Source organism: Amycolatopsis sp. NPDC004772, assembly GCF_053601215.1.
Genome location: NZ_JBSGBK010000039.1, coordinates 1 through 19,425 on the forward strand (window position 1 = coordinate 1; position 19,425 = coordinate 19,425).

Annotated in this window: 21 protein-coding genes; 16 read left to right on the forward strand and 5 right to left on the reverse strand. The window is 73.8% G+C overall.

Annotated elements, in window-relative coordinates:
- Positions 1-81: 81 nt before the first annotated feature.
- Entirely contained in the window at positions 82-1,104 is a 1,023-nt protein-coding gene (locus ACWEF6_RS23160; protein WP_449684859.1) for a WD40/YVTN/BNR-like repeat-containing protein, read from the forward strand.
- Here ACWEF6_RS23160 and ACWEF6_RS23165 read toward each other — a convergent pair.
- Both ACWEF6_RS23165 and ACWEF6_RS23170 read right to left on the reverse strand, forming a co-directional pair.
- Complete coding sequence (locus tag ACWEF6_RS23165) at positions 1,101-1,799, reverse strand: SDR family oxidoreductase (protein ID WP_449684860.1); 699 nt, start codon at positions 1,797-1,799, stop codon at positions 1,101-1,103. The two genes, ACWEF6_RS23160 and ACWEF6_RS23165, sit on opposite strands and share 4 nt — an antisense overlap.
- Positions 1,800-1,809: 10 nt before the next feature.
- Complete coding sequence (locus ACWEF6_RS23170; protein WP_449684861.1) at positions 1,810-2,733, reverse strand: NADP-dependent oxidoreductase; 924 nt, start codon at positions 2,731-2,733, stop codon at positions 1,810-1,812.
- A gap of 91 nt (positions 2,734-2,824) precedes the next feature.
- Between ACWEF6_RS23170 and ACWEF6_RS23175 the strand changes: the two genes are divergently transcribed.
- The 7 genes from ACWEF6_RS23175 (at position 2,825) to ACWEF6_RS23205 (ending at position 7,732) form a co-directional block, all read left to right on the forward strand.
- Positions 2,825-3,256, forward strand: a complete 432-nt coding sequence (locus ACWEF6_RS23175; RefSeq protein ID WP_086842651.1) for a winged helix-turn-helix transcriptional regulator — start codon at positions 2,825-2,827, stop codon at positions 3,254-3,256.
- Between the two features lie 9 nt (positions 3,257-3,265).
- Positions 3,266-4,249 carry a helix-turn-helix transcriptional regulator gene (locus tag ACWEF6_RS23180; protein ID WP_449684862.1) on the forward strand — a complete coding sequence of 328 codons (984 nt, stop codon included), beginning with the start codon at positions 3,266-3,268 and terminating at the stop codon, positions 4,247-4,249.
- Positions 4,246-5,226 (forward strand): helix-turn-helix transcriptional regulator, encoded by a 981-nt coding sequence (locus ACWEF6_RS23185; protein WP_449684863.1) that lies wholly within the window; start codon positions 4,246-4,248, stop codon positions 5,224-5,226. Before ACWEF6_RS23180 ends, ACWEF6_RS23185 begins: the two co-directional genes overlap by 4 nt.
- Positions 5,227-5,235: 9 nt before the next feature.
- Positions 5,236-5,448: a bacteriophage holin gene (locus ACWEF6_RS23190; RefSeq protein ID WP_310972933.1), complete on the forward strand. Its 213-nt coding sequence runs from the start codon at positions 5,236-5,238 to the stop codon at positions 5,446-5,448.
- Between the two features lie 31 nt (positions 5,449-5,479).
- On the forward strand, positions 5,480-5,794 hold the full coding sequence (tatA, locus tag ACWEF6_RS23195; RefSeq protein WP_449684864.1) for a Sec-independent protein translocase subunit TatA: 315 nt from the start codon (positions 5,480-5,482) through the stop codon (positions 5,792-5,794).
- Positions 5,795-5,879: 85 nt separating this feature from the next.
- Positions 5,880-6,851, forward strand: coding sequence for a twin-arginine translocase subunit TatC (gene tatC, locus ACWEF6_RS23200; RefSeq protein ID WP_449684865.1), 972 nt, complete (start codon positions 5,880-5,882; stop codon positions 6,849-6,851).
- Positions 6,851-7,732, forward strand: a complete 882-nt coding sequence (locus ACWEF6_RS23205) for a diacylglycerol/lipid kinase family protein (RefSeq protein ID WP_449676478.1) — start codon at positions 6,851-6,853, stop codon at positions 7,730-7,732. Before tatC ends, ACWEF6_RS23205 begins: the two co-directional genes overlap by 1 nt.
- Here ACWEF6_RS23205 and ACWEF6_RS23210 read toward each other — a convergent pair.
- Entirely contained in the window at positions 7,729-8,304 is a 576-nt protein-coding gene (locus ACWEF6_RS23210; RefSeq protein ID WP_449684866.1) for a hypothetical protein, read from the reverse strand. The two genes, ACWEF6_RS23205 and ACWEF6_RS23210, sit on opposite strands and share 4 nt — an antisense overlap.
- A 122-nt stretch (positions 8,305-8,426) precedes the next feature.
- On the opposite strand from ACWEF6_RS23210, the gene ACWEF6_RS23215 reads away from it, so the two are divergent.
- From ACWEF6_RS23215 to ACWEF6_RS23230, 4 genes are all read left to right on the forward strand, one after another.
- Positions 8,427-11,195, forward strand: a complete 2,769-nt coding sequence (locus ACWEF6_RS23215; RefSeq protein ID WP_449684867.1) for a DEAD/DEAH box helicase — start codon at positions 8,427-8,429, stop codon at positions 11,193-11,195.
- 158 nt (positions 11,196-11,353) lie between these two features.
- Positions 11,354-12,124 (forward strand): DUF4333 domain-containing protein, encoded by a 771-nt coding sequence (locus tag ACWEF6_RS23220; RefSeq protein WP_449684868.1) that lies wholly within the window; start codon positions 11,354-11,356, stop codon positions 12,122-12,124.
- Positions 12,125-12,198: 74 nt separating this feature from the next.
- The gene (locus tag ACWEF6_RS23225) at positions 12,199-13,401 is read left to right on the forward strand and encodes a GNAT family N-acetyltransferase (RefSeq protein ID WP_449684869.1); all 1,203 of its coding nucleotides are present in this window, start codon (positions 12,199-12,201) and stop codon (positions 13,399-13,401) included.
- A gap of 42 nt (positions 13,402-13,443) precedes the next feature.
- A complete protein-coding gene (locus tag ACWEF6_RS23230; protein WP_449684870.1) occupies positions 13,444-14,661 on the forward strand; it encodes a GNAT family N-acetyltransferase in 1,218 nt (405 codons plus the stop codon).
- Here ACWEF6_RS23230 and ACWEF6_RS23235 read toward each other — a convergent pair.
- Positions 14,658-15,602 carry a 5'-3' exonuclease gene (locus ACWEF6_RS23235; protein ID WP_449684871.1) on the reverse strand — a complete coding sequence of 315 codons (945 nt, stop codon included), beginning with the start codon at positions 15,600-15,602 and terminating at the stop codon, positions 14,658-14,660. The genes ACWEF6_RS23230 and ACWEF6_RS23235 overlap by 4 nt on opposite strands.
- A gap of 541 nt (positions 15,603-16,143) precedes the next feature.
- Between ACWEF6_RS23235 and ACWEF6_RS23240 the strand changes: the two genes are divergently transcribed.
- Genes ACWEF6_RS23240 through ACWEF6_RS23255 form a run of 4 tightly spaced genes read left to right on the forward strand, consistent with a single transcriptional unit; the run spans position 16,144 to position 18,295 of the window.
- On the forward strand, positions 16,144-17,286 hold the full coding sequence (locus tag ACWEF6_RS23240; protein WP_310972924.1) for a M24 family metallopeptidase: 1,143 nt from the start codon (positions 16,144-16,146) through the stop codon (positions 17,284-17,286).
- On the forward strand, positions 17,283-17,738 hold the full coding sequence (locus ACWEF6_RS23245) for an Lrp/AsnC family transcriptional regulator (protein ID WP_043786019.1): 456 nt from the start codon (positions 17,283-17,285) through the stop codon (positions 17,736-17,738). The genes ACWEF6_RS23240 and ACWEF6_RS23245 overlap by 4 nt, the downstream gene beginning before the upstream one ends.
- Before the next feature lie 46 nt (positions 17,739-17,784).
- Positions 17,785-18,009 (forward strand): hypothetical protein, encoded by a 225-nt coding sequence (locus ACWEF6_RS23250; RefSeq protein WP_191306170.1) that lies wholly within the window; start codon positions 17,785-17,787, stop codon positions 18,007-18,009.
- A complete protein-coding gene (locus ACWEF6_RS23255; RefSeq protein WP_310972923.1) occupies positions 17,996-18,295 on the forward strand; it encodes a hypothetical protein in 300 nt (99 codons plus the stop codon). Before ACWEF6_RS23250 ends, ACWEF6_RS23255 begins: the two co-directional genes overlap by 14 nt.
- Here ACWEF6_RS23255 and ACWEF6_RS23260 read toward each other — a convergent pair.
- On the reverse strand, positions 18,192-19,415 hold the full coding sequence (locus ACWEF6_RS23260; protein ID WP_449684872.1) for an MFS transporter: 1,224 nt from the start codon (positions 19,413-19,415) through the stop codon (positions 18,192-18,194). The genes ACWEF6_RS23255 and ACWEF6_RS23260 overlap by 104 nt on opposite strands.
- Positions 19,416-19,425 lie beyond the last annotated feature (10 nt).

Sequence of the window (19,425 nt, forward strand, 5' to 3'; positions counted from 1 at the left end):
CGGGTTCTAACCCGCCTTACCACTCACGACGGGGGCGGGACGCGACGAAAGTCGGGGCGGGACTGCGGCAGGATCTCCCGCATGCGTGTCGTGCTGCTGGTGCTCGCCCTGCTGGTCTCGATCGCGGCTCCGGCGTCGGCGGGGGAACGCCCGCCGAAGTGGGAGCTCACGCCGACCGGCGTCACCGCCCAGTTCCGTGGCCTGTCCGCCGTCAGCGCGCGGGTCGCGTGGGTCAGCGGCACCCAGGGCACGGTCCTGCGCACGACCGACGGCGGGGCCACCTGGACGTCCGTGGGGCCGCCGGGCACCGAGACGCTGCAGTTCCGCGACATCGAGGCCTTCGACGCCCAGCACGCCGTGATCCTCTCCATCGGGCCCGGGACCGACTCCCGCGTCTACCGGACCGACGACGGCGGCGCGCACTGGCGCCAGACGTTCCAGAACACCGACGCGGCGGCCTTCTACGACTGCCTGGCCTTCTTCGACCCCTGGCGCGGCCTGGCGATGAGCGACCCGGTCGACGGCCGGTTCCGGGTCCAGGCCACCTTCGACGGCGGCCGCAGCTGGCGCCCGGTGCCCGGCAGCGGCTTCCCGCCCGCGTTGCCCGGCGAGGCCGGGTTCGCGGCCAGCGGCCAGTGCGTCACGACGGCCGGGCCGTTCGACGCCTGGCTCGCGACCGGTGGCGGCGCGACCGCCCGCGTCCTGCACTCCGGCGACGGCGGCCGCCACTGGACGGCGTCGGACACGCCGTTGCCGAGCAGCCCGTCGGCGGGCGTGTTCGCCCTGGCCTTCCGCTCGCCGTTCCAGGGCGTGGCGATCGGCGGCGACTTCGCGAACCCGACGGCGCCCGGCCCGGCCGTCGCGCTCACCCGGGACCGCGGCCGCACCTGGGCCACCCCCGGCCAGTACCCGGCCGGGTACCGCTCCGGGCTGGCCTGGCGCGGCGGGACGGTGCTGGCGGTCGGCCCGGGCGGCAGCGACTACAGCCCCGACGGCGGCCGGCACTGGACGTCGTTCGACACCGGCAGCTTCGACAGCGTGGCCTGCGCCGGGGCCGCCTGCTGGGCCAGTGGCGCCGGCGGCCGGGTCGCCCGGCTCCGCTAGAGGACCTGGCCGGTCGGGCGGACCAGGATCTCGTTGACGTCGACCGAAGGCGGCTGCTGGAGGGCGTAGAGCACCGCACGGCCGATGTCGGCGGGCTCGAGGTGGGGCTTCGTGCGCTGCTCGTCGGTGAGGATGTCGGTGTCGGTGATGCCCGGGTTGATCAGCGTGACCCGCACGCCGGTGCCGACGGCTTCTTCGCGGATCGCGCCGGCCATGCCGGTGACGGCCCACTTCGTCACCGAATACAGGCTCGCGTTGCGGATGTACCGGCCGGCGACCGAGCCGGTGATCAGCAGGTGGCCGGCGGTCTCCTTGAGCGCCGGGAGGGCGGCGCGGGCGGTGTAGGCCGCACCGAGGACGTTCGTGCGGACCATGGGCTCCCACGCCGTCGGATCGGGGTCGTCGTCGCCGAAGAAGGACGTCCCGACGCCGATGCCGGCGTTGGCGAAGGCCGCGTCGAGCCGCCCGAACTTCGCGACGGTCTCGGCCACGGCGGCGGAGATGCCCGGCCAGTCGCCGACGTCCGCGCCGAGGGCCAGGGCCCGGTCCTCGCCGAGTTCGGTGGCCAGGGGCCTGACGGACTCGGCTTCGCGGGCGACGAGGGCGACCTTGAAACCGGCCGCGGCAGCCAGGCGTGCGGTCGCGGCGCCGAGGCCGCGGGAGGCGCCGGTGATGAGGAGAACGCGATCATCCATGCCTCCCAGGCTAGGGAGTCAGGACGAACCGGCCGCGCAACCCGCCCGCGGCGAGCCGCTCGTGAGCGGCCGCCGCCTCGGCCAGGGGCAGGACCCCGGCGACGCGCAGGGGGAGCGTCCCGTTCTCCGCCAAGCGGGCCAGCTCGGCCAGGCGGTCGCCGTCGGCGCGGATCCAGACGGTGCGGACGCGGATGCCGCGCAGGGGGATCGGGGCGGCGCCCGCGGCGAAGGCCACGAACTCGCCGCCCCCGCGGACCGCGTCGAGCGCGTCCAAGCCGAGGAGCGCGGGGTCGAGAGCCGCGTCCACACCGCCCGGGACCACCGCGCGGACCCGGTCGGCCAGCGACGGCCCGCGCGGCACGAACTCGTCCGCCCCGGCCGCCCGGACCTGGGCTTCGTCGGCTTCGGACGCCACCGCGACGACCCGCAGCTTCCGCGCGTGCGCCAGCGCGACGGCGTACCCGCCGACGGCCCCGGCCGCGCCGGTGACCAGGACGGTTCCCGTGGTGTCGACCAGGTCCAGGGCCTGGGCGGCGGTCAGCGCGTTCAGCGGCAGGGTGGCGGCTTCGGCGGGGGAGACGCCGGCCGGAGCGGGAGCGACCGCCGAGGCGTCGAGCACGATCCGCTCGGCGTAGGCGCCGAGCGGCGTGGCGATCCGGTCGCGCAGGCCGATCACGGCGTCGCCGGCCCGGAACGCGGTGTCGCCGGGGTCGTCGATCTCGCCCGCGACGTCCCAGCCCAGGCCGAGCACCTCCCGCGGCGGCACCACCCCGGCCGCGCTCAGCACCCCGCTCCGGGTCGCCAGGTCCACCGGGTTCACCGCGGCCGCCGCCACCCGGATCCGGACCTGCCCCGGGCCCGGCTCCGGTACCGGGACCTCGGCGAACTCCAGCACTTCCGGCCCGCCGAACCGGCGGATCACCATCGCACGCATCCGAACCTCCTTTCCCGCGAACGTAGGGGGAGCTACTCTCCATCGGGAAGTACGCACTCGCAGGTGCCTACCCGACGAGGAGGTTCGCCCGGTGCCCACGCGCACGGCGGAACAGCGCCGGCAGGCCGAAAAGGCCGCCTACGACGCCTACCTGGCCGCCTGCCCGACCCGGAAGCTGCTCGACGAGATCGCCGGCAAGTGGGTCAGCCTGATCCTCGTCGCGCTCGGTGACGGGCCGCAGCGCTACAGCGACCTTTCGCGGCGGATCGCCGGGGTCAGCCAGAAGATGCTCACCCAGACCCTGCGGGTGCTCGAACGGGACGGCCTCGTCCGCCGCGAGGTCACCCCGGCGGTGCCCGTCCGCGTCGACTATTCCCTTACGCCACTGGGGGAATCGCTGCGTGCCCTGATGGCCGGGTTCAAGGACTGGGCCGAAGCGAACTTCGAAGCCGTCGACGCCGCGCGAAGCGATTACGACGCGCGTACCCCGGACCTCACGATCGGGCCGGGCGGCGCGGGCTAGGCTCTACCGGTGTCCACCGCACGCGCCGAACGACTGGTCAATCTGGTGCTGGCCCTGTTGTCCACCCGGCAGTACCTCACGGCCGAGAAGATCCGCGGCATCGTGCCCGGGTACGGCGACGCGGCCAGCGACGACGCCTACTTCCGGATGTTCGAGCGGGACAAGACCGAACTGCGCGAGCTCGGCATCCCCCTGGAAACCGGCCGCAACGGCGCGTTCGACGCCATCGAGGGCTACCGCATCGCCCGCCGCGACTACGAACTCGGCGAGATCGACCTCGCCCCCGACGAAGCCGCCGCCGTCGCGCTCGCCTCCCGGCTGTGGGACTCCCCGGAGCTGACCGGTCAGGCGCAGGGCGCGCTCGTGAAGCTGCGTGCCGCCGGCCTGGAGGTCGACGACCAGGCACCGACCGTGGTCGAGCCGCGGGTGCGCGCCGAGCCGGCGTTCGGGCCGCTGCTGGCCGCGGTCCAGAACGGCCAGGCCGTGCGCTTCGAGTACCGCCGCAGCGGCTCCCCGGAGCGGATCATGCGCACCCTCGAGCCGTGGGGCGTGGTGTCCTGGCGGGCCCGCTGGTACGTCGTCGGGCACGACCGCGACCGCGGCGCCACCCGCTGCTTCCGGCTCTCCCGGGTCACCGGGCAGGTACGCCCGGTGGGCAAGCCCGGCGAGGTCCGGCGCCCCGAGGGCGTCAACCTGCTCAAGCTCGTCACGGCCACCGGCGACAGCGAACCGGCGCCGGTCACCACCGCCCGGCTGTGGGTCGCCGACGGCCGCGCGGCCGGGGTCCGCCGCCGCGGCACCGTCGTCGGGCGCAGCAGTGTCGACGGCGAAGAGGGCGATCTCGTGGAGATCGGCCTGCTCTACCCCGAATCGGCCGCCGACTGGATCAGCGCGCAGGGCCCGGACGTCGTCGTGCTCGAACCCGACGTGCTGGCCAAGAGCGTGCAGGACCGCCTCGAAGCCGTCGTCGCCCGGCAGGTGAGCGCCCGGTGAGCGGGTCCACCGACCGGATGCCGAGGCTGCTCGCGCTCGTGCCGTACCTGCTGGCGCGCCCCGGCGTCCGCATCGACGACGCGGCGCAGGACTTCGACGTCACGCCGAGGCAGCTGCGCAAGGACCTCGAGCTGCTCTGGATGTGCGGGCTGCCCGGCTACGGCCCCGGCGACCTGATCGACCTGTCCTTCGAGGGCGACACGATCGTCGTCACCCACGACGCCGGGATGAGCCGCCCGCTGCGGCTGACCGGCGGCGAGGCGACCGCGCTGCTGGTGGCGCTGCGGGCGCTGGCCGAGACGCCGGGCGTGGTCGACGGCGACGCCGTCCGCCGCTCCATCGCCAAGATCGAGGCCGCCGCCGGGCAGGCCCAGCCGGCCGGGGTGGTGGTCGGCGGGGGAGTGCGCGAAGGCAAGAAGACCGCGCAGACCCGCGAGGAGGTCGCCCGGGCGCTGCAGGGCGGGCGCGCGCTGCGGATCCGCTACTACACCGCCTCGAAGGACCAGATCACCGAGCGCACGGTCGACCCGATGCGGCTGCTGATCGTCCAGGCCGTCGGCTACCTCGAGGCCTGGTGCCGCCGCGCCGAGGGCGTCCGGCTGTTCCGGCTCGACCGGATCGACGAGCTGACCGTGCTCGAGGAGCCGTCGCGGCCGCCCGCCCACGCGCACCCCACCGACGTCTCCGACGGCGTCTTCCGCGAACGTCCCGACCAGCGGGAGGCCGTCCTGGTTCTCGACCCGGACGCACGCTGGGTAGCCGAGTACTACCCGTGCGAGGAGCTCGACGAGCTCGACGGGGGCCGGCTGCGCATCCGGATGCGCTACGCCGACCAGTCGTGGATGGTGCGCCTGGTGCTCAGCCTGGGCGGGGAAGCGCTGGTGGAGAGCCCGGCGGACCTCGCGTCCGACGTCGGTCGCCGGGCGGCCGACGCGGTGGCCCGAGCCCGTCACCTTGCGTCAACCTGCGACCACTAGGCTGACGGCGTGCCGTACCTGCCCACCGCTGTGCTCATCGTGCTCGGCCTCGCGCTGCTCGTGGTCCTGCTGGTGCGGACCGTCAAGGTCTTGCGTGCCTTCCGGCAAACCACAAGCATGGTGGTGACGAACACCCAGGACCGGGCGGGGCTCGTCCGGGCCAGGGCCGCGGGGTTGCGCGTCGCGTTCGCGCAGCGCCGCCGCAAAGCGGAAAACCAGTAACATCCCTACCAGACGCAGATAGGAGGCCACCATGCTGAACGGATTGCAGCCGTGGCATTTGATCATCTTGGTGCTCGTCGTCGTGCTGCTGTTCGGGGCCAAGAGGCTTCCCGACGCGGCCCGGTCCATCGGCAAGTCCATGAAGATCTTCAAGGCCGAGACCAAGGACCTCACCGGCGACAAGGCCGCGGCGCACGAAGACGCCGAGCCCGCCGACACGAAGCAGCTCCCGGCCAAGCCCGCCGCGCCCGCTTCGACCGACCAGCAGGTCGCCGACCTGCAGCGTCAGCTCGACGAGCTGAAGAAGCAGCAAGCGGCCGAGCAGCCGCAGAAGAACGTCAGCTGAGCGGCTAGGCCACACCCGGTCCCCCGTCCACGGAGCGCGCCGCACCGGCGCGCTCCGGCGGACTCCGACGAGAACGGAACAACCCGTGGCGGAATCCGCCTCCGGAAACGGTGACAGCCGCCGGTCGAAGCGGCGCAAGCGCAGCCGTCGGGCCAATCCCGACGGCACGATGACGCTCATCGAGCACATCTACGAGTTCCGCCGCCGCCTCGGCTTCGCGCTGCTCGCGGTGGTGATCGGCGGGATCTTCGGGTTCATCTGGTTCGGCACCAAGCTCGGCCCGATCCCGTCGCTGGGTGACCTCGTGAAGGACCCGTACTGCGCCATCCCGCCGAGCCGGCGGCTCGACAGCGCCGAGGGGTGCCGGCTGCTGCAGACCGTGCCGTTCGAAGCGTTCATGACGCAGCTGAAGGTCGGTATCGCGGCCGGGGCCGTGCTCCTCTCGCCGGCCTGGCTGTACCAGATCTGGGCGTTCATCGCGCCGGGCCTGTACAGCAAGGAACGCAAGTACGCGATGACGTTCGTCGCGTTCGCGTCGGTGCTGTTCGCCACCGGCGCCGTGCTCGCCTACATCCTCTTCCCGCACGCCCTGCAGCTGCTGATGGGTTTCGGGCAGGACGCGTTCGTCACCGCGCTGACCGCGGACAAGTACATCTCGTTCCTGCTGTCGCTGTTGATCATCTTCGGGATCAGCTTCGAGCTCCCGCTGCTGGTGGTGATGCTCAACCGCGTCGGCGTCGTGAAGTACGTGCAGCTGAAGAAGTGGCGGCGCGGCATCGTGTTCGCGCTGTTCGTCTTCGCCGCCTTCGCCACCCCGGGCTCGGACCCGTTCTCCATGCTCGGCCTGGCCGGCGCGCTCACCGTGCTGTTCGAGATCGCCGTGCAGATGGCCCGCTTCCACGACCGCAAGCTCGACAAGGCCCGCTCCGACGAGGGCTGGGACTCCCTCGCCGACGACGAAGCCGCCCCGTTCGACTACACGCCGAGCACCATCGACGACGAGCCGTCCGCCCCGACCGCGTCCGGCGGCCGGTCGAGCACCGACGACGTCACCTAGTGGGGATCCACGCCGCGCTCGCCGTGCACCCGGCGTCGGGGCACGGCGCGGCCGCCCGGATCGCCGACACCGTCGCCGAGCGGCTGCGCGCGGCGGTCGACCGGCTCGACGTGCTGGTCGCCCACTCCGTCGAGGAGTCCCGCGCGCTGATGCGGTCGTCCCACGCCGCCGGGCTGGACGTCCTGATCGTGCTCGGCGGGGACGGTGCCGCCCACCAGGGCGTCCAGTTCTGCGCGAACCACGACGTCGCGCTCGGCCTGGTCCCGGCGGGCACCGGCAACGACTTCGCCCGCGCCCTCGGCATCCCCGGCGAGCCGCTCCCGGCGGTCGACGCGCTGGTCGCGGCCCTGCGCTCGGGCGCCCGCCGGCGCATCGACCTCGGCCGCGTGGGCGACACGTGGTTCGCGACGGTGCTGTGCGCGGGGTTCGACGCGAGCGTCAACGAACGCGCCAACCGGATGCGCTGGCCGTCCGGTCCGCGCCGCTACGACGTGGCGATCCTGGCCGAGCTGGCGTCGTTCCGGCCCCGCCCGGTGGTCGTCGACACCGGCACCGGCCGCCTCGAACTCGACGCGACGCTGGTGGCGATCGGCAACACCCGGTTCTACGGCGGCGGCGTCCCGATCTGCCCCACGGCCGACCCGGAGGACGGCGTCTTCGACGTCACCATCATCGGGCACGCCACCCGCCGCGGCCTGATCCGCATGCTCCCGGGCCTGCGCACCGGCAACCACGTGACCCACCCGGCGGTCCGCACGTTGCGCGCCCGCTCGGTGACCCTGGCCGGCAACACGTGGCCGGCCTACGCCGACGGAGAACCGCAGGGCGCGGTGCCGGTGACGGCCAGTTGCGTCCCGGGCGCGCTCACCGTGCTGGCCTAACGGTCGTAGCCGCCCGCCCGGGCCACCAGGTGCCGGAAGTGGGCCGGGGTCAGCAGCCGGCCCGCGTCGGCGAAGTAGACGCCGCCGCAGCGGTGGCAGAACCAGCCCTGCTCCCACACCTGCTGCGCCGCCGGGACACCGCGCCGTTGCCGCCGGTGCGCCCGCGCCCGCCGCACGTACAGCCAGACGAGGACGCCGGCGGCGAGGTACACCGCGAACGCCGGCAGCGCGAGCACCGCGAAACCCAGCGCCTTCGACGCCACACCGCCGGGTGGCGGGTCGTCGGCAGCCGAGAACGGCAGCAGCAGGAAGCAACTGCCGACCAGGGCCAGCAGGATCGCCGCCGCCACGAGGCCGCCGCCGCGGCGTGGGGGAGGGAAGGGGTCGAGCGACCGGGCGACCGCGGTCACGGAAATCCCGCTGACCTGGCTGTTCGTCACGATCACGCCGTCCCCGGCCGGCACCGCGACCGCCGGGCCCTGGCCGCGGAAGAACGAGTGGCCGCCGTGGTAGGCCGCGGGCACGTGCTGCACCTGGTCCAGGAGGCCGCAGCTCGGGCACGGTTCGGTCATGCCCGCTCCGACGCGCCCACCCGGCCACCGGTTCCGCGATCCTCTCGGGCGTATAACGACCTATACTGCGGGTCGATGTACGCAACGTGCGAACTGTCGGAGGGGTGTGAAACCCTGAGGAGGTGGCCAGTAGCCCTTCTCCGTCCCCGGCCGAGGCCTATGCGGCCTCCGCGCGCCGCGGGAAGCACCCCCAGCTGACGCGCTTCGCCGCGGAGGTGTCCTTCGAGTTCGACGAGTTCCAGATCCGCGGGTGCCAAGCCCTCGAAGACGGCCACGGCGTGCTGGTCTGCGCGCCCACCGGGGCGGGCAAGACCGTCGTCGGCGAGTTCGCGGTGCACCTGGCGCTGGCCGAGGGCCGCAAGTGCTTCTACACGACGCCGATCAAGGCGCTGTCGAACCAGAAGTACGCCGACCTCGTGGCCCGCTACGGCACCGACGCCGTCGGCCTGCTGACCGGGGACACTTCGATCAACGGCGGTGCGCAGGTGGTCGTGATGACCACCGAGGTGCTGCGCAACATGCTCTACGCGGGCTCGTCGACGATCACCGACCTCGGGTACGTCGTGATGGACGAGGTGCACTACCTGGCCGACCGGTTCCGGGGCGCGGTGTGGGAAGAGGTGATCCTGCACCTGCCGGAGCACGTCCGCGTGGCCGGGCTGTCGGCGACGGTCAGCAACGCCGAGGAGTTCGGCGAGTGGCTGGTGGAGGTGCGGGGCGACACGACGGTGGTCGTCGACGAGCACCGGCCGGTGCCGCTGTGGCAGCACATGCTGGTCGGGAACCGGCTGCTGGACCTGTTCGCCGGGGACGACGTGCACGCGCCGAACGCCGAGCTGCGGATCAACCCGACCCTGCTGCGGCGGACCGAGGAGATCGGCCGCCAGTACGCGCCCGCGGGGTTCCGGGGGCCGCGGAACCGGCGGGGTGCGCCGCCGCGGATGCCGCGGTTCCGGCCGCCGTCGCGGGTGGACGTCGTGGAGCAGCTGGACCGGGCGGGGCTGCTGCCGGCGATCGTGTTCATCTTTTCGCGGGCGGGCTGCGACGCCGCGGTGGCGCAGTGCGTCCGGTCGGGGCTGCGGCTGAACGGGCCGGGTGAGGTCGAGGAGATCCGCCGGGTCATCGAGGAGCGCACGGCGGACCTGCCGGAGGGCGACCTGGGCGTGCTCGGTTACTGGGAGTGGCGGGAGGCCCTGGAGCGCGGAATCGCCGGGCACCACGCGGGGCTGCTGCCGGCGTTCAAGGAGACCGTCGAGGAGCTGTTCGTCCGCGGCCTGGTGAAGGTCGTGTTCGCGACCGAGACCCTGGCGCTGGGGATCAACATGCCGGCCCGCACGGTCGTGCTCGAGCGGCTGGTGAAGTACAACGGCGAGGCGCACGTCGACCTGACGCCGGGGGAGTACACGCAGCTCACCGGCCGGGCCGGGCGGCGCGGCATCGACGTCGAGGGGCACGCCGTCGTGGCGTGGCAGCCGGGGGTGGATCCGAAGCAGGTCGCCGGGCTGGCCTCGACGCGGACCTATCCGCTGCGGTCGTCGTTCCGGCCGGGCTACAACATGGCGGTCAACCTGGTGGCGCAGGTCGGGGCGGCCGAGGCGCGGGAGCTGCTGGAGCAGTCGTTCGCGCAGTTCCAGGCCGACCGGTCGGTGGTGGGGACCGCACGCCGGATCGAGCGGAACAAGGAGGCGTTGAAGGGCTACACGGCCGCGGTGACCGGCGACTTCGACGAGATGCTGGAGTACGTCGAGCTGCGGGCGAAGATTTCGGCGCGGGAGAAGGCGTTGTCGCGGCAGAACACGGCCGTGCGGCGGGCCGGGACCGCGGAGTCGCTGGAGAAGCTGCGCAAGGGTGACGTGATCGCGGTGCCGGCGGGCCGGCGGGCGGGCCTGGCCGTGGTGGTCGATCCGGGGCTGGACCCGATCCGGGAGCCGCGGCCGGTGGTGGTGACCGAGGACCGGTGGTCGGGGCCGTTGTCGGTGGCGGACTTCCCGGCGCCGGTGGAGGCGCTGGGGCGGATCAAGCTGCCCAAGCACATCGAGCTGCGGTCGCCCCGGACGCGCCGGGACATCGCCTCGACGTTGCGGAACGCCGGGATTTCGCTGCCGGGGCGGCAGAAGCGGCGGTCGGGGGCGAACGAGGACGGGGAGCTGGCCGCGCTGCGGCGGGCGTTGCGGGCGCACCCGGGTCATGGGCTGGCCGAGCGCGAAGCGAACCTGCGCTGGGTGGAGCGGTACCAGCGGCTCGCGGCGGAGACGCAGCAGCTGGAGCGGAAGGTCGCGGCGACGACGCACTCGCTGGCGCGGGCCTTCGACCGGATCCTGGCTCTCTTGGGTGAGCGCGGCTATCTGGGGCCGGGCGACGGCGAGGACCGCGTCACCGAGCACGGGCGGCGGCTGACGCGGCTCTACAGCGAGTCGGATCTGCTGGCCGCGGAGTGCATCCGCCACGGGGTGTGGCGCCAGCTCAACCCGGCCGAGCTGGCGGCGGTCGTGTCGACGCTGGTGTTCGAGGCGCGTCGCGACACCGCGGGCGAGCCGCGGCTGCCGGGCGGGGCGGTGCCCGAGGCGTGGCAGGAGACGGCACGGCTGTGGGTGGAGCTGACCGAGGACGAGCGGCGGCACCGCCTGGACCGGACGCGGGAGCCCGACGCCGGGTTCGCGTGGCCGGTCTATCGCTGGGCGCGGGGTGAATCCCTGGAGAAGGTGCTGACCGCGGCGGAGGCGAACGGGCAGGAGCTGTCGGCCGGTGACTTCGTGCGCTGGTCGCGGCAGGTGATCGATCTGCTCGACCAGATCCGGGACGTGCTGGGCAAGGCGGATCCGGTGGGGGCGGCGGCGGCCGAGGCGGTGAAGGCACTGCGGCGCGGGGTCGTGGCCGCGGGAGCCGCGTGAACTCCGTGTCAGGCCTGCTCCAAGCGGCGGAAGCGGTGAGCGTGGGCGCGTGTGCTCGGCTCCGACCTGTGGTTGGATCGCGTGCGACACCGTGTGTGCGCGGCTCGGCGGTGTTTCGGGGTGGACAGCGAGATGAGTGAAGCAGGCGGAGGCAGACGATGAGCACGCCGTATGGCGGCAACGACCCACAGCAGCCCCAGTACGGGCAGCAGCCGGGCGGCGCGTACCCGCCGAGCGGCCCGCAGGAGCAGCCGCAGTGGGGCCAGCCGCAGCAGCCTTCTTACGACCCGAACCAGCAGCAGCAATGGGGCCAGCCGCAGCAGCCCCAGCAACCGCAGCAGTGGGGGCAGCAGCCGGGCGGGTACGCCCCGCCGCAGCAGCCCCAGTGGGGCCAGCAGCCGCCGCCGTACGGCCAGCAGCCCGGCGGCGGGTACCCGCAGAGCGGCCCGCAGGCCCAGCCGCAGTACGGGCAGCAGCCCGGTGGGGGGTACCCGCAGAGCGGGCCCCAGGCGCAGCCGCAGTACGGGCAGCAGCCGGGTGGCCAGTACGACTACGGCCAGCAGCAGTTCCCCGGCACGGCCGCCCCGGAGGGCGAGCAGCCGGCGAAGTCGAAGAAGGGCCTGCTGATCGGCGTGGTCGCGGCGATCGTCGCCGTCGCGGCGTTCCTGGTGCTGGGGTTCGTCGCGCCCGGGTTCCTGAAGACGCAGGTCTTCAACAACACCCAGATGCAGACCGACGTGCAGAAGCTGCTGACCGAGACCTACAAGATCGACGGCGTCACCAACGTGACCTGCCCGGCGGAGCAGAAGGTGGAGGACGGGGCGAAGTTCGAGTGCACCGCCACCATCGCCGGGAAGCCGCAGCAGGTGCCGATCACGGTGAAGGGTGACGGCGGCAACTACGAGGTTTCCCCGCCCGTCACCAAGTAGCGCGTGACGTCTTCGGGCCCGGCCGCCGGTAATTCCGGTGGCCGGGCCTCGGCGGTTCCGGAGATGATCCGGGCATGAGCGACTTCGAGATCCGGACGCTGGGCACCGAGGAGCACCGGGCGGCGAGCAACCTGTTCCGGGAGACCGTGCACTTCCCGCCGTCCGACGACGCCGAATGGGTGTACGCGGCGCGGTACTACCAGCCCGGCGGCACGGTCGGGGTGTTCGACCCGGAGCTGATCGGCACGGCCCGCTCGTTCGACGCGCAGCTGACCGTGCCGGGCGGGGCGCGGCTGCCGATGGTGGGGGTCACCTCGGTGGGGGTGCGGCCCGACCGGACCCGGCGTGGGGTGCTGCGCGCGATGATGACGGCGCAGCTGGAGGACTTCGCGGCGCGCGGGGTGGTGTTCGCGAACCTGCTGGCGTCGGAGGCCGGGATCTACGGCCGGTTCGGTTACGGCCTGGCCACCCGGTATCGCGCCTACAGCCTCGACCCGCACCGGGCGCGGCTGCGGCCGGACGCGCCGGTGGGCGGGGAGCTGGAGCTGCTGGACTTCGACCGGGCCCTGGAAGTCTGTCCCGCGGTGTACGACGGTCTCGAGCACCGGCCGGGGATGATGTCGCGGCCCGAGGTGCTGTGGCGGCTCTACGAGATGCAGCTGCGGCGGCACGCGATGCCGGTGAAGGCGCTGGTGCACCACGGTTCCGGCGGGCCGGACGGGTTCGCCTTCTACCACGTGGCGGGGCCGCAGGCGCACCCGTGGACGAAGACCGTGGAGGTGGCGGACCTGTTCGCCGGATCCCCGGCGGCGTTCGCCGGGCTGTGGCGGTTCCTGCTCGGGCTCGACCTGGTGGACCGGGTCGCGGTCGAGTCGCGGCCGCTGGACGACCCGATCGAGCTGCTGCTGGCCGATCACCGGTGCGGGAACGTCGACCGGATCGGGGACGAGCACTGGATCCGGCTCGTCGACGTCCCGGCCGCCCTGGCCGGGCGGGCGTACGGGCCCGGCGAGCCGGTGGTGATCGAGGTGACCGATCCGCTGCTGCCCGGCAACAGCGGCCCGTACCTGGTGACGCCGGACGGCGCCGCGCGCACCGACCGGCCGGCCGGGCTGCGCCTGGACGTCACCACGCTGGCGATGGTGTACCTCGGCACCTGGCGGCCCTCGGCGCTGGCGGACGCGGGCCGGATCGAGGTCCGGGACCCGGCCGCTCCGGCGGCCGCGGACGTGCTGTTCGGCACCCGGGTGGCGGCCTGGAGCGGCAGCCACTTCTAAAACCGGGTGCCGGTCCGGGCGTCCCGCGGCAGGATCGGGAGGATGACCGCCTTCGACGTCCGCCCGATCACCGAAGAAGAGCGGCGCAGCACGTTCGACCTGCTGCGCCGCGCGTTGCACGTCAAGCCCGTCACCGACGACCTCTGGGCGCGGATCGGGGACTCCTGGCCGGCCGGGCACAAGTTCGGCGTGTTCGAGGGCGGCAGCCCGATCGGCATCGTCAGCTCCTACGACACCGAGATCGCCGTCCCCGGCGGGCGGACGGTGCCGGTCGCGGCGGTGGAGGGGGTCGGGGTCCGCGCCGACCGGACCCGCCGCGGGGTGCTGAGCGCGATGATGCGCGCGCAGCTGGCGGACTTCGCGGCCCGCGAGCTGCCGCTGGCCGTCCTGCACGCGAGCGAACCCACCATCTACGGGCGGTTCGGCTACGGCTCGGCCGCGCTCGGCAAGACCCTGCGGGTGTCCCGGCCGGCGGCGCGGCTGCACGAGCGCGTCGCGGCCGAGGGCGACGTCCGGCTGCTGACGTCCGAGGAAGCGGTGAAGGAGATCCCGGGGCTGTACCGGCGGATCGGGCTGCACCGGCCGGGCATGATCGGGCGGCCGGAGCGGTGGTGGCCGATCTCGCACGACCGGCAGGTGAGCCCGGACGGCGGGCACCTCGTCGCCGTCCACAGTGGACCGGAGGGTGACGACGGGTTCGTCGTGTACGCCACGATCACCCGCCGGTCGGTCGACTCACCCGATCGCGGTGCCGTGCTGGACGTCCACGACCTGCACGCCGCCGGCCCGGCCGCGCGAGCCGCGCTCTGGCAGTACCTGCTGTCGGTGGACCTGGTTTCGGAGGTCTGCGCCCGGCACCGCCCGGTCGACGAGCCCCTCGCGCTGATGCTGACCGACCACCGGCACGCGGCCACCACCGCCGTCGAGGACGACCTGTGGCTGCGGCCGGTCGACGTCGCGGCCGCGCTCGCCGCCCGCACCTACCGCGCGGCCGCCCCGGTGGTGCTCGCGGTGACCGACCGCCTGCTGCCGGCCAACACCGGGCACTACGAGATCGGCCCGGACGGCGCCCGGCGCACCGACGCGGCCGCGGACCTGGCCCTCGACGTCGACACGCTCGGCATGCTCTACCTCGGGCACTGGCCGGCGACGACGCTGGCGGAGGCGGGCCGCATCGACGTCCGCGACCCGGCGGCACCCGGGCGGGCCGACGAGCTGTTCACCACGACGGCCGCGCCCTGGTGCGGCACGCACTTCTAGGCGCCGGGGAGGGCCTTGAGGAGCCGTTCGACGGAGTTGCCGAGGTTCCACCGTTCGGCGAGCTCGGCGACCCGCTCGGGGTCGGCGGGCGTCGCGGGGACGGTGTCGGGGCGCGACTGCTCGACCGGCGCGTCGACCGCCACCCGGACGACGGTGGGGGCGACGGCGAGGTAGTCCGCCGCGTCCTTCAGCCGCAGCCGGGTCTTGAGCGGGAGCGCGGAGTCCCCGGCTTCGCCCGCGGCGACGAGGGCTTCGAGCGACCCGAACTGCGTGATCAGCTTGGCGGCGGTCTTCTCGCCGATGCCGGCGACCCCGGGCAGCCCGTCGGACGGGTCCCCGCGCAGGGCGGCCATGTCCGCGTAGGCGGGCCCGGCGGTTTCGCGGGGGAGGCTGTAGCGCTCGGCGATCTCGGCCGGGCCCAGCACCTCGGCCTTGGCCCAGCCCTTGCCGACGTAGATGACGGAGGCGGGGGTGGGTTCGGTGCGCACGAGCTGGAACAGGTCCCGGTCGCCGGTGATGACCTCGACCGGGTCGGCCTTCTCCCGGGTGGCGAGCGCCCCGATGACGTCGTCGGCCTCGTACCCGGCGGCTTCGGCGGTGGCGAACCCGAACGCTTCGAGCAGGTCGAGGATGATCGGCACCTGCGGGGTGAGCGTGTCGGGGACTTCTTCGACGTCGGGGCCGCTGCCGGTCTCTTCGGCCACCCGGTGCGCCTTGTAGCTGGGGAGCAGATCGGTGCGGAACTTCGGCCGCCAGTCGGCGTCGAGGCAGCAGACGAGCCGCGCGGGCCGCCGGTCGGTGAGGATCCGCGCAATCGTGTCGGCAAACCCCCGCACGGCGTTGACCTGCGTCCCGTCGGCGGCACGCATCGAGTCGGGCAGGGCGAAGAAGGAGCGGAAGTACAGGCTCGCGGAGTCGAGCAGGGCAAGGGATCCGGTCACCCGCACAGCCTGCCACGTCGGGGCGGCGGAGGAGGGACAAGCCACGCGGCGCGGTCGCCCGGGAGTGCGGTGGGTGCCGGGAGGCGCGGTGCGGGCCGGGCTCACGGCGGCGAGGGTGGCTGATCGGGTTCGGCTTCGGGGGAGTGCGGTGCTGGCCGGGCTCGCGGCGACCAGGCGGCTGAGCGGGTTCGGCTTCCGGGGCCCGGAATTGTCGGTGGTGACCGGTAGCGTGGAAAACGGGGGGCGCCCCCGCGGGCCGGGGCGGCTCGCGGCGGCCCGGCCCGCGGTGGGGTGGCCCGCGGGGGGAGCGAATCGGCGGTAGCGGTGCGCGTTGAGCTGGCGGTTGCCGGGTGCGGGCGGGGTCGGCTGCATGGTGGGCCAGTAACACCGGCCCTGGCGACCACCGCTCCTCGCTCAGGAACTACCAACGGGGGCCGGGGCGGCTCGCGGCGGGGGAGTGGTGAGCTGCGGGTCACCCGGCCCGGCATGTCGTGGCCCCGGGCGCGTCCGGTTCGCCCGGCGCCCCACTAGGCTCGCCTTCATGTCGCGCCGATCCCTTCACACGCCCGCTCCCGATGCCGCCGCTCTCCGGGCGCGGCTGGACCGTGCCCGCGCTGCCGCGGCTGCCGCGGGGACCGATGCCCTGCTGATCGCGCCCGGCTCGGATCTGCGGTACCTGCTCGGGCAGGCCGGGGGCTCGTTCGAGCGGCTCACCACCCTCGTCGTCCCCGCCGACGGCACGCCCGCGCTCGTCGTGCCGAAGCTGGAGGCGCCCGGGTACGCCGACGTCCCCACCGACGAGCTCGGTGTCGAGCTGCTCACCTGGGTCGACGGTGACGACCCCTACAAGCTCGTCGCCGACCGGCTCGGCAAGCCCGGCCGGGTCGCCGTCAGCGACTTCACCCCGGCCCTGCACGTGCTCGCGCTGCGGGCCGCCCTCGACACCGCCGAGCAGACCCTGGCCGGGCCCGTCGTCCGGGAGCTGCGGATGCGCAAGGACGCCGCCGAGATCGCGTCGCTGCGCGAAGCCGGTGCGGCGATCGACCGGGTGCACGCCCGCGTCCACGAGTGGCTGCGGCCCGGTCGCACCGAAGCCGAGGTCGGGGCCGACATCGCCGCGGCCATCGTCGAGGAGGGCCACGTCCAGGCCGACTTCGTGATCGTCGGCTCCGGCCCGAACGGGGCCAGCCCGCACCACGACGTCTCCGAGCGCGTCATCGAGAAGGGTGACGTCGTGGTCGTCGACATCGGCGGCCCGCTGCCGGCCGGCTACAACTCCGACTCCACCCGCACCTACGCCGTGGGCACTCCGCGCGACGCCGACGTGGCCGAGACCTACGCGGTCCTGCAGCGCGCGCAGGCCGCCGCGGTGGCCGCCGTGAAGCCGGGCGTCACCGCCGAGGCCGTCGACGCCGCCGCGCGGGACGTCATCGCCGAGGCCGGGTTCGGGGAGTACTTCATCCACCGCACCGGGCACGGCATCGGCCTGGACGTGCACGAGGAGCCCTACATCATCGCCGGGAACGCGCTGCCGCTGGAGCCGGGCATGGCCTTCAGCGTCGAGCCGGGCATCTACCAGCCGGGCCGGTGGGGCGCCCGGATCGAGGACATCGTCATCGTCACCGAAGACGGCGTCGAGGCCGTCAACAACCAGCCGCACGAGCTCGTCGTGCTGGACGCATGACCACCGGCGGCCTGGAGCCGCTGGACCAGTCGATCGTCCAGGAGCTCGCGGCGGACGGGCGGCGCAGCTTCACCGACCTCGCCGAGCGGGTCGGGCTGTCGGTGTCGGCGGTGCACCAGCGGGTGCGCCGCCTCGAGCAGCGCGGGGTCATCCTCGGCTACACCGCGCGGCTCGACGGCGAGCAGATCGGCCTCCCGCTGACGGCGCTGATCTCGCTGACGCCGAACGACCCGGCCGCGCCGGACGACTACCCGCAGCGGATCCAGCACATCAAGGAGATCGAGTCGTGCTACTCGGTGGCCGGCGACGAGTCCTACATCCTGCTGGTGCGCGTCCAGTCGCCGCTGGCCCTGGAGGACCTGCTGCGGCGGATCCGGGAAGCGGCGAAGGTGTCGACCCGCACGACGGTGGTGCTCTCTACGCCGTTCGAGGGACGTTCGCCGACGTTCTGACCCCGGCGCCCCGTCCGGTGGCCGGGGCGCTGGTACGGTAAAAGGTATGGCAACACGTAAGGTCACTCTTTCGCTGGACAGCGGCGCGCTGGAATTCGCCGAACGAGCCGCGAAAGCCCACGGGATCTCGGTCTCGTCCTGGCTGTCGAAGGCGGCCAGGCGCGAGGCGGTGCGCACGGGTTACACCCCGCAGAAGCCGGAACCGGCCGCCGCGGAATCGGACGAGGCCGAGCTGAGCGCGGCGGAGAAGGATCTGCGTGCGCAGGGGTGAAGTCTGGACGTACCACCCCCCGACCGATCCGGCCCGGCAGCGCACGGTGGTGCTGCTGTCCTCGGACGGGGTGAACGAGTCCGAGCGCCCGTGGCTGCTCGGCACCGAACTCCTCGACCGCGACCCGATGGACATCCTCGGCGTCGCGATCGACGCCCGGTACTGGGTGTCGACGCTCAACCTCACCCGGCTCTACCGCCCGTGGTTCGACGAGCGGATCGCCGAGATCGACCAGGACGTCCAGGAACGGATCGACATCGCGCTGCGGGCCGCGCTCGACCTGTGAGGCCGGCCGCCAAGGCGCACAAGGCGAATCCCGCGCCGAGGACGCTGGAGCCCGCCCAGCCGGCGACGGCGAACGCGGCCGTCGTGGCGGTCGCGCCCAGGGCCGAGCCGAGCGAGTAGAAGAGCATGTAGCCGCCGATGGCGGTGCTGGTCGCGTCCGGGTGCGCGGTGGTCAGCAGGTGCTGGTTGCTCACGTGCACGGCCTGTACGGCGAAGTCGAGCACGACCACGCCGGCGACGACGAGCGGGAGTGACCACGACGCCTGTCCGATCGCCGCCCACGAGACGGCGAGCAGGGCGAGGGCGCCGAGCGTGACCGTGCGCGCGAACCCCGCGTCGGCCCAGCGGCCCGCCCGGGCGGCGCCCAACGCGCCCACCAATCCGGCGAGCCCGAACAGGCCGATCTGCGCCGCGTCCAGCCGCCACGGTGCGGCGGACAGGGGCAGCGCCAGGCCGCTCCACAGCGTGCCGAACGAGGCGAACAGGAAGAACGCGACCAGCCCGCGCGAGACGAACAGCCGCTCGCGGAACAGCCCGCCCAGCGACGTCAGCACGTCCCGGTAGGACGACCGTGCGGGGCGCGGGTCGGGTGGGAGGGTCTTCAGCACCACCCCCGCCAGCGTGATCAGGAGTGCGGCGAGCACGGCGTACACGCTGCGCCAGCCCCACGCCGTGGCCAGTGCCCCGGCCGCGACGCGGGCGCCGAGGATGCCGAGGACGACCCCGGAGGTCACCACGCCGAGGGTGCGGCCGCGTTCGGCGGGCGTGGCGCTCGCCGCGGCGTAGGCGACGGTCGTCTGCACGACGACGGCGAACAACCCGGCGACGGCCAGCCCCGCCAGCAGCACCCAGAGCCGGGTCGCGGAGGCGGCGACGACCGCGCCCGCCGCCGTCAGGACGAGGTGTCCCGCGATGAGCCGGCGCCGGTCCCGCAGGTCTCCGAGGGGGACGAGCAGGGCCAGTCCCGCCAGGTAGCCGAGCTGGCCGGCCGCGACGATCCAGCCGAGGTCCGCGGCGGGGACGTCCAGGTCCGCGCCGATCCCGGCGAGCGCCGGCTGCGCGGCGTAGATGCTCGCGACCGCCACCGCGCACACCGCCGCCAGCAGCGTGTTCCGGCCCATGAACCCTCCG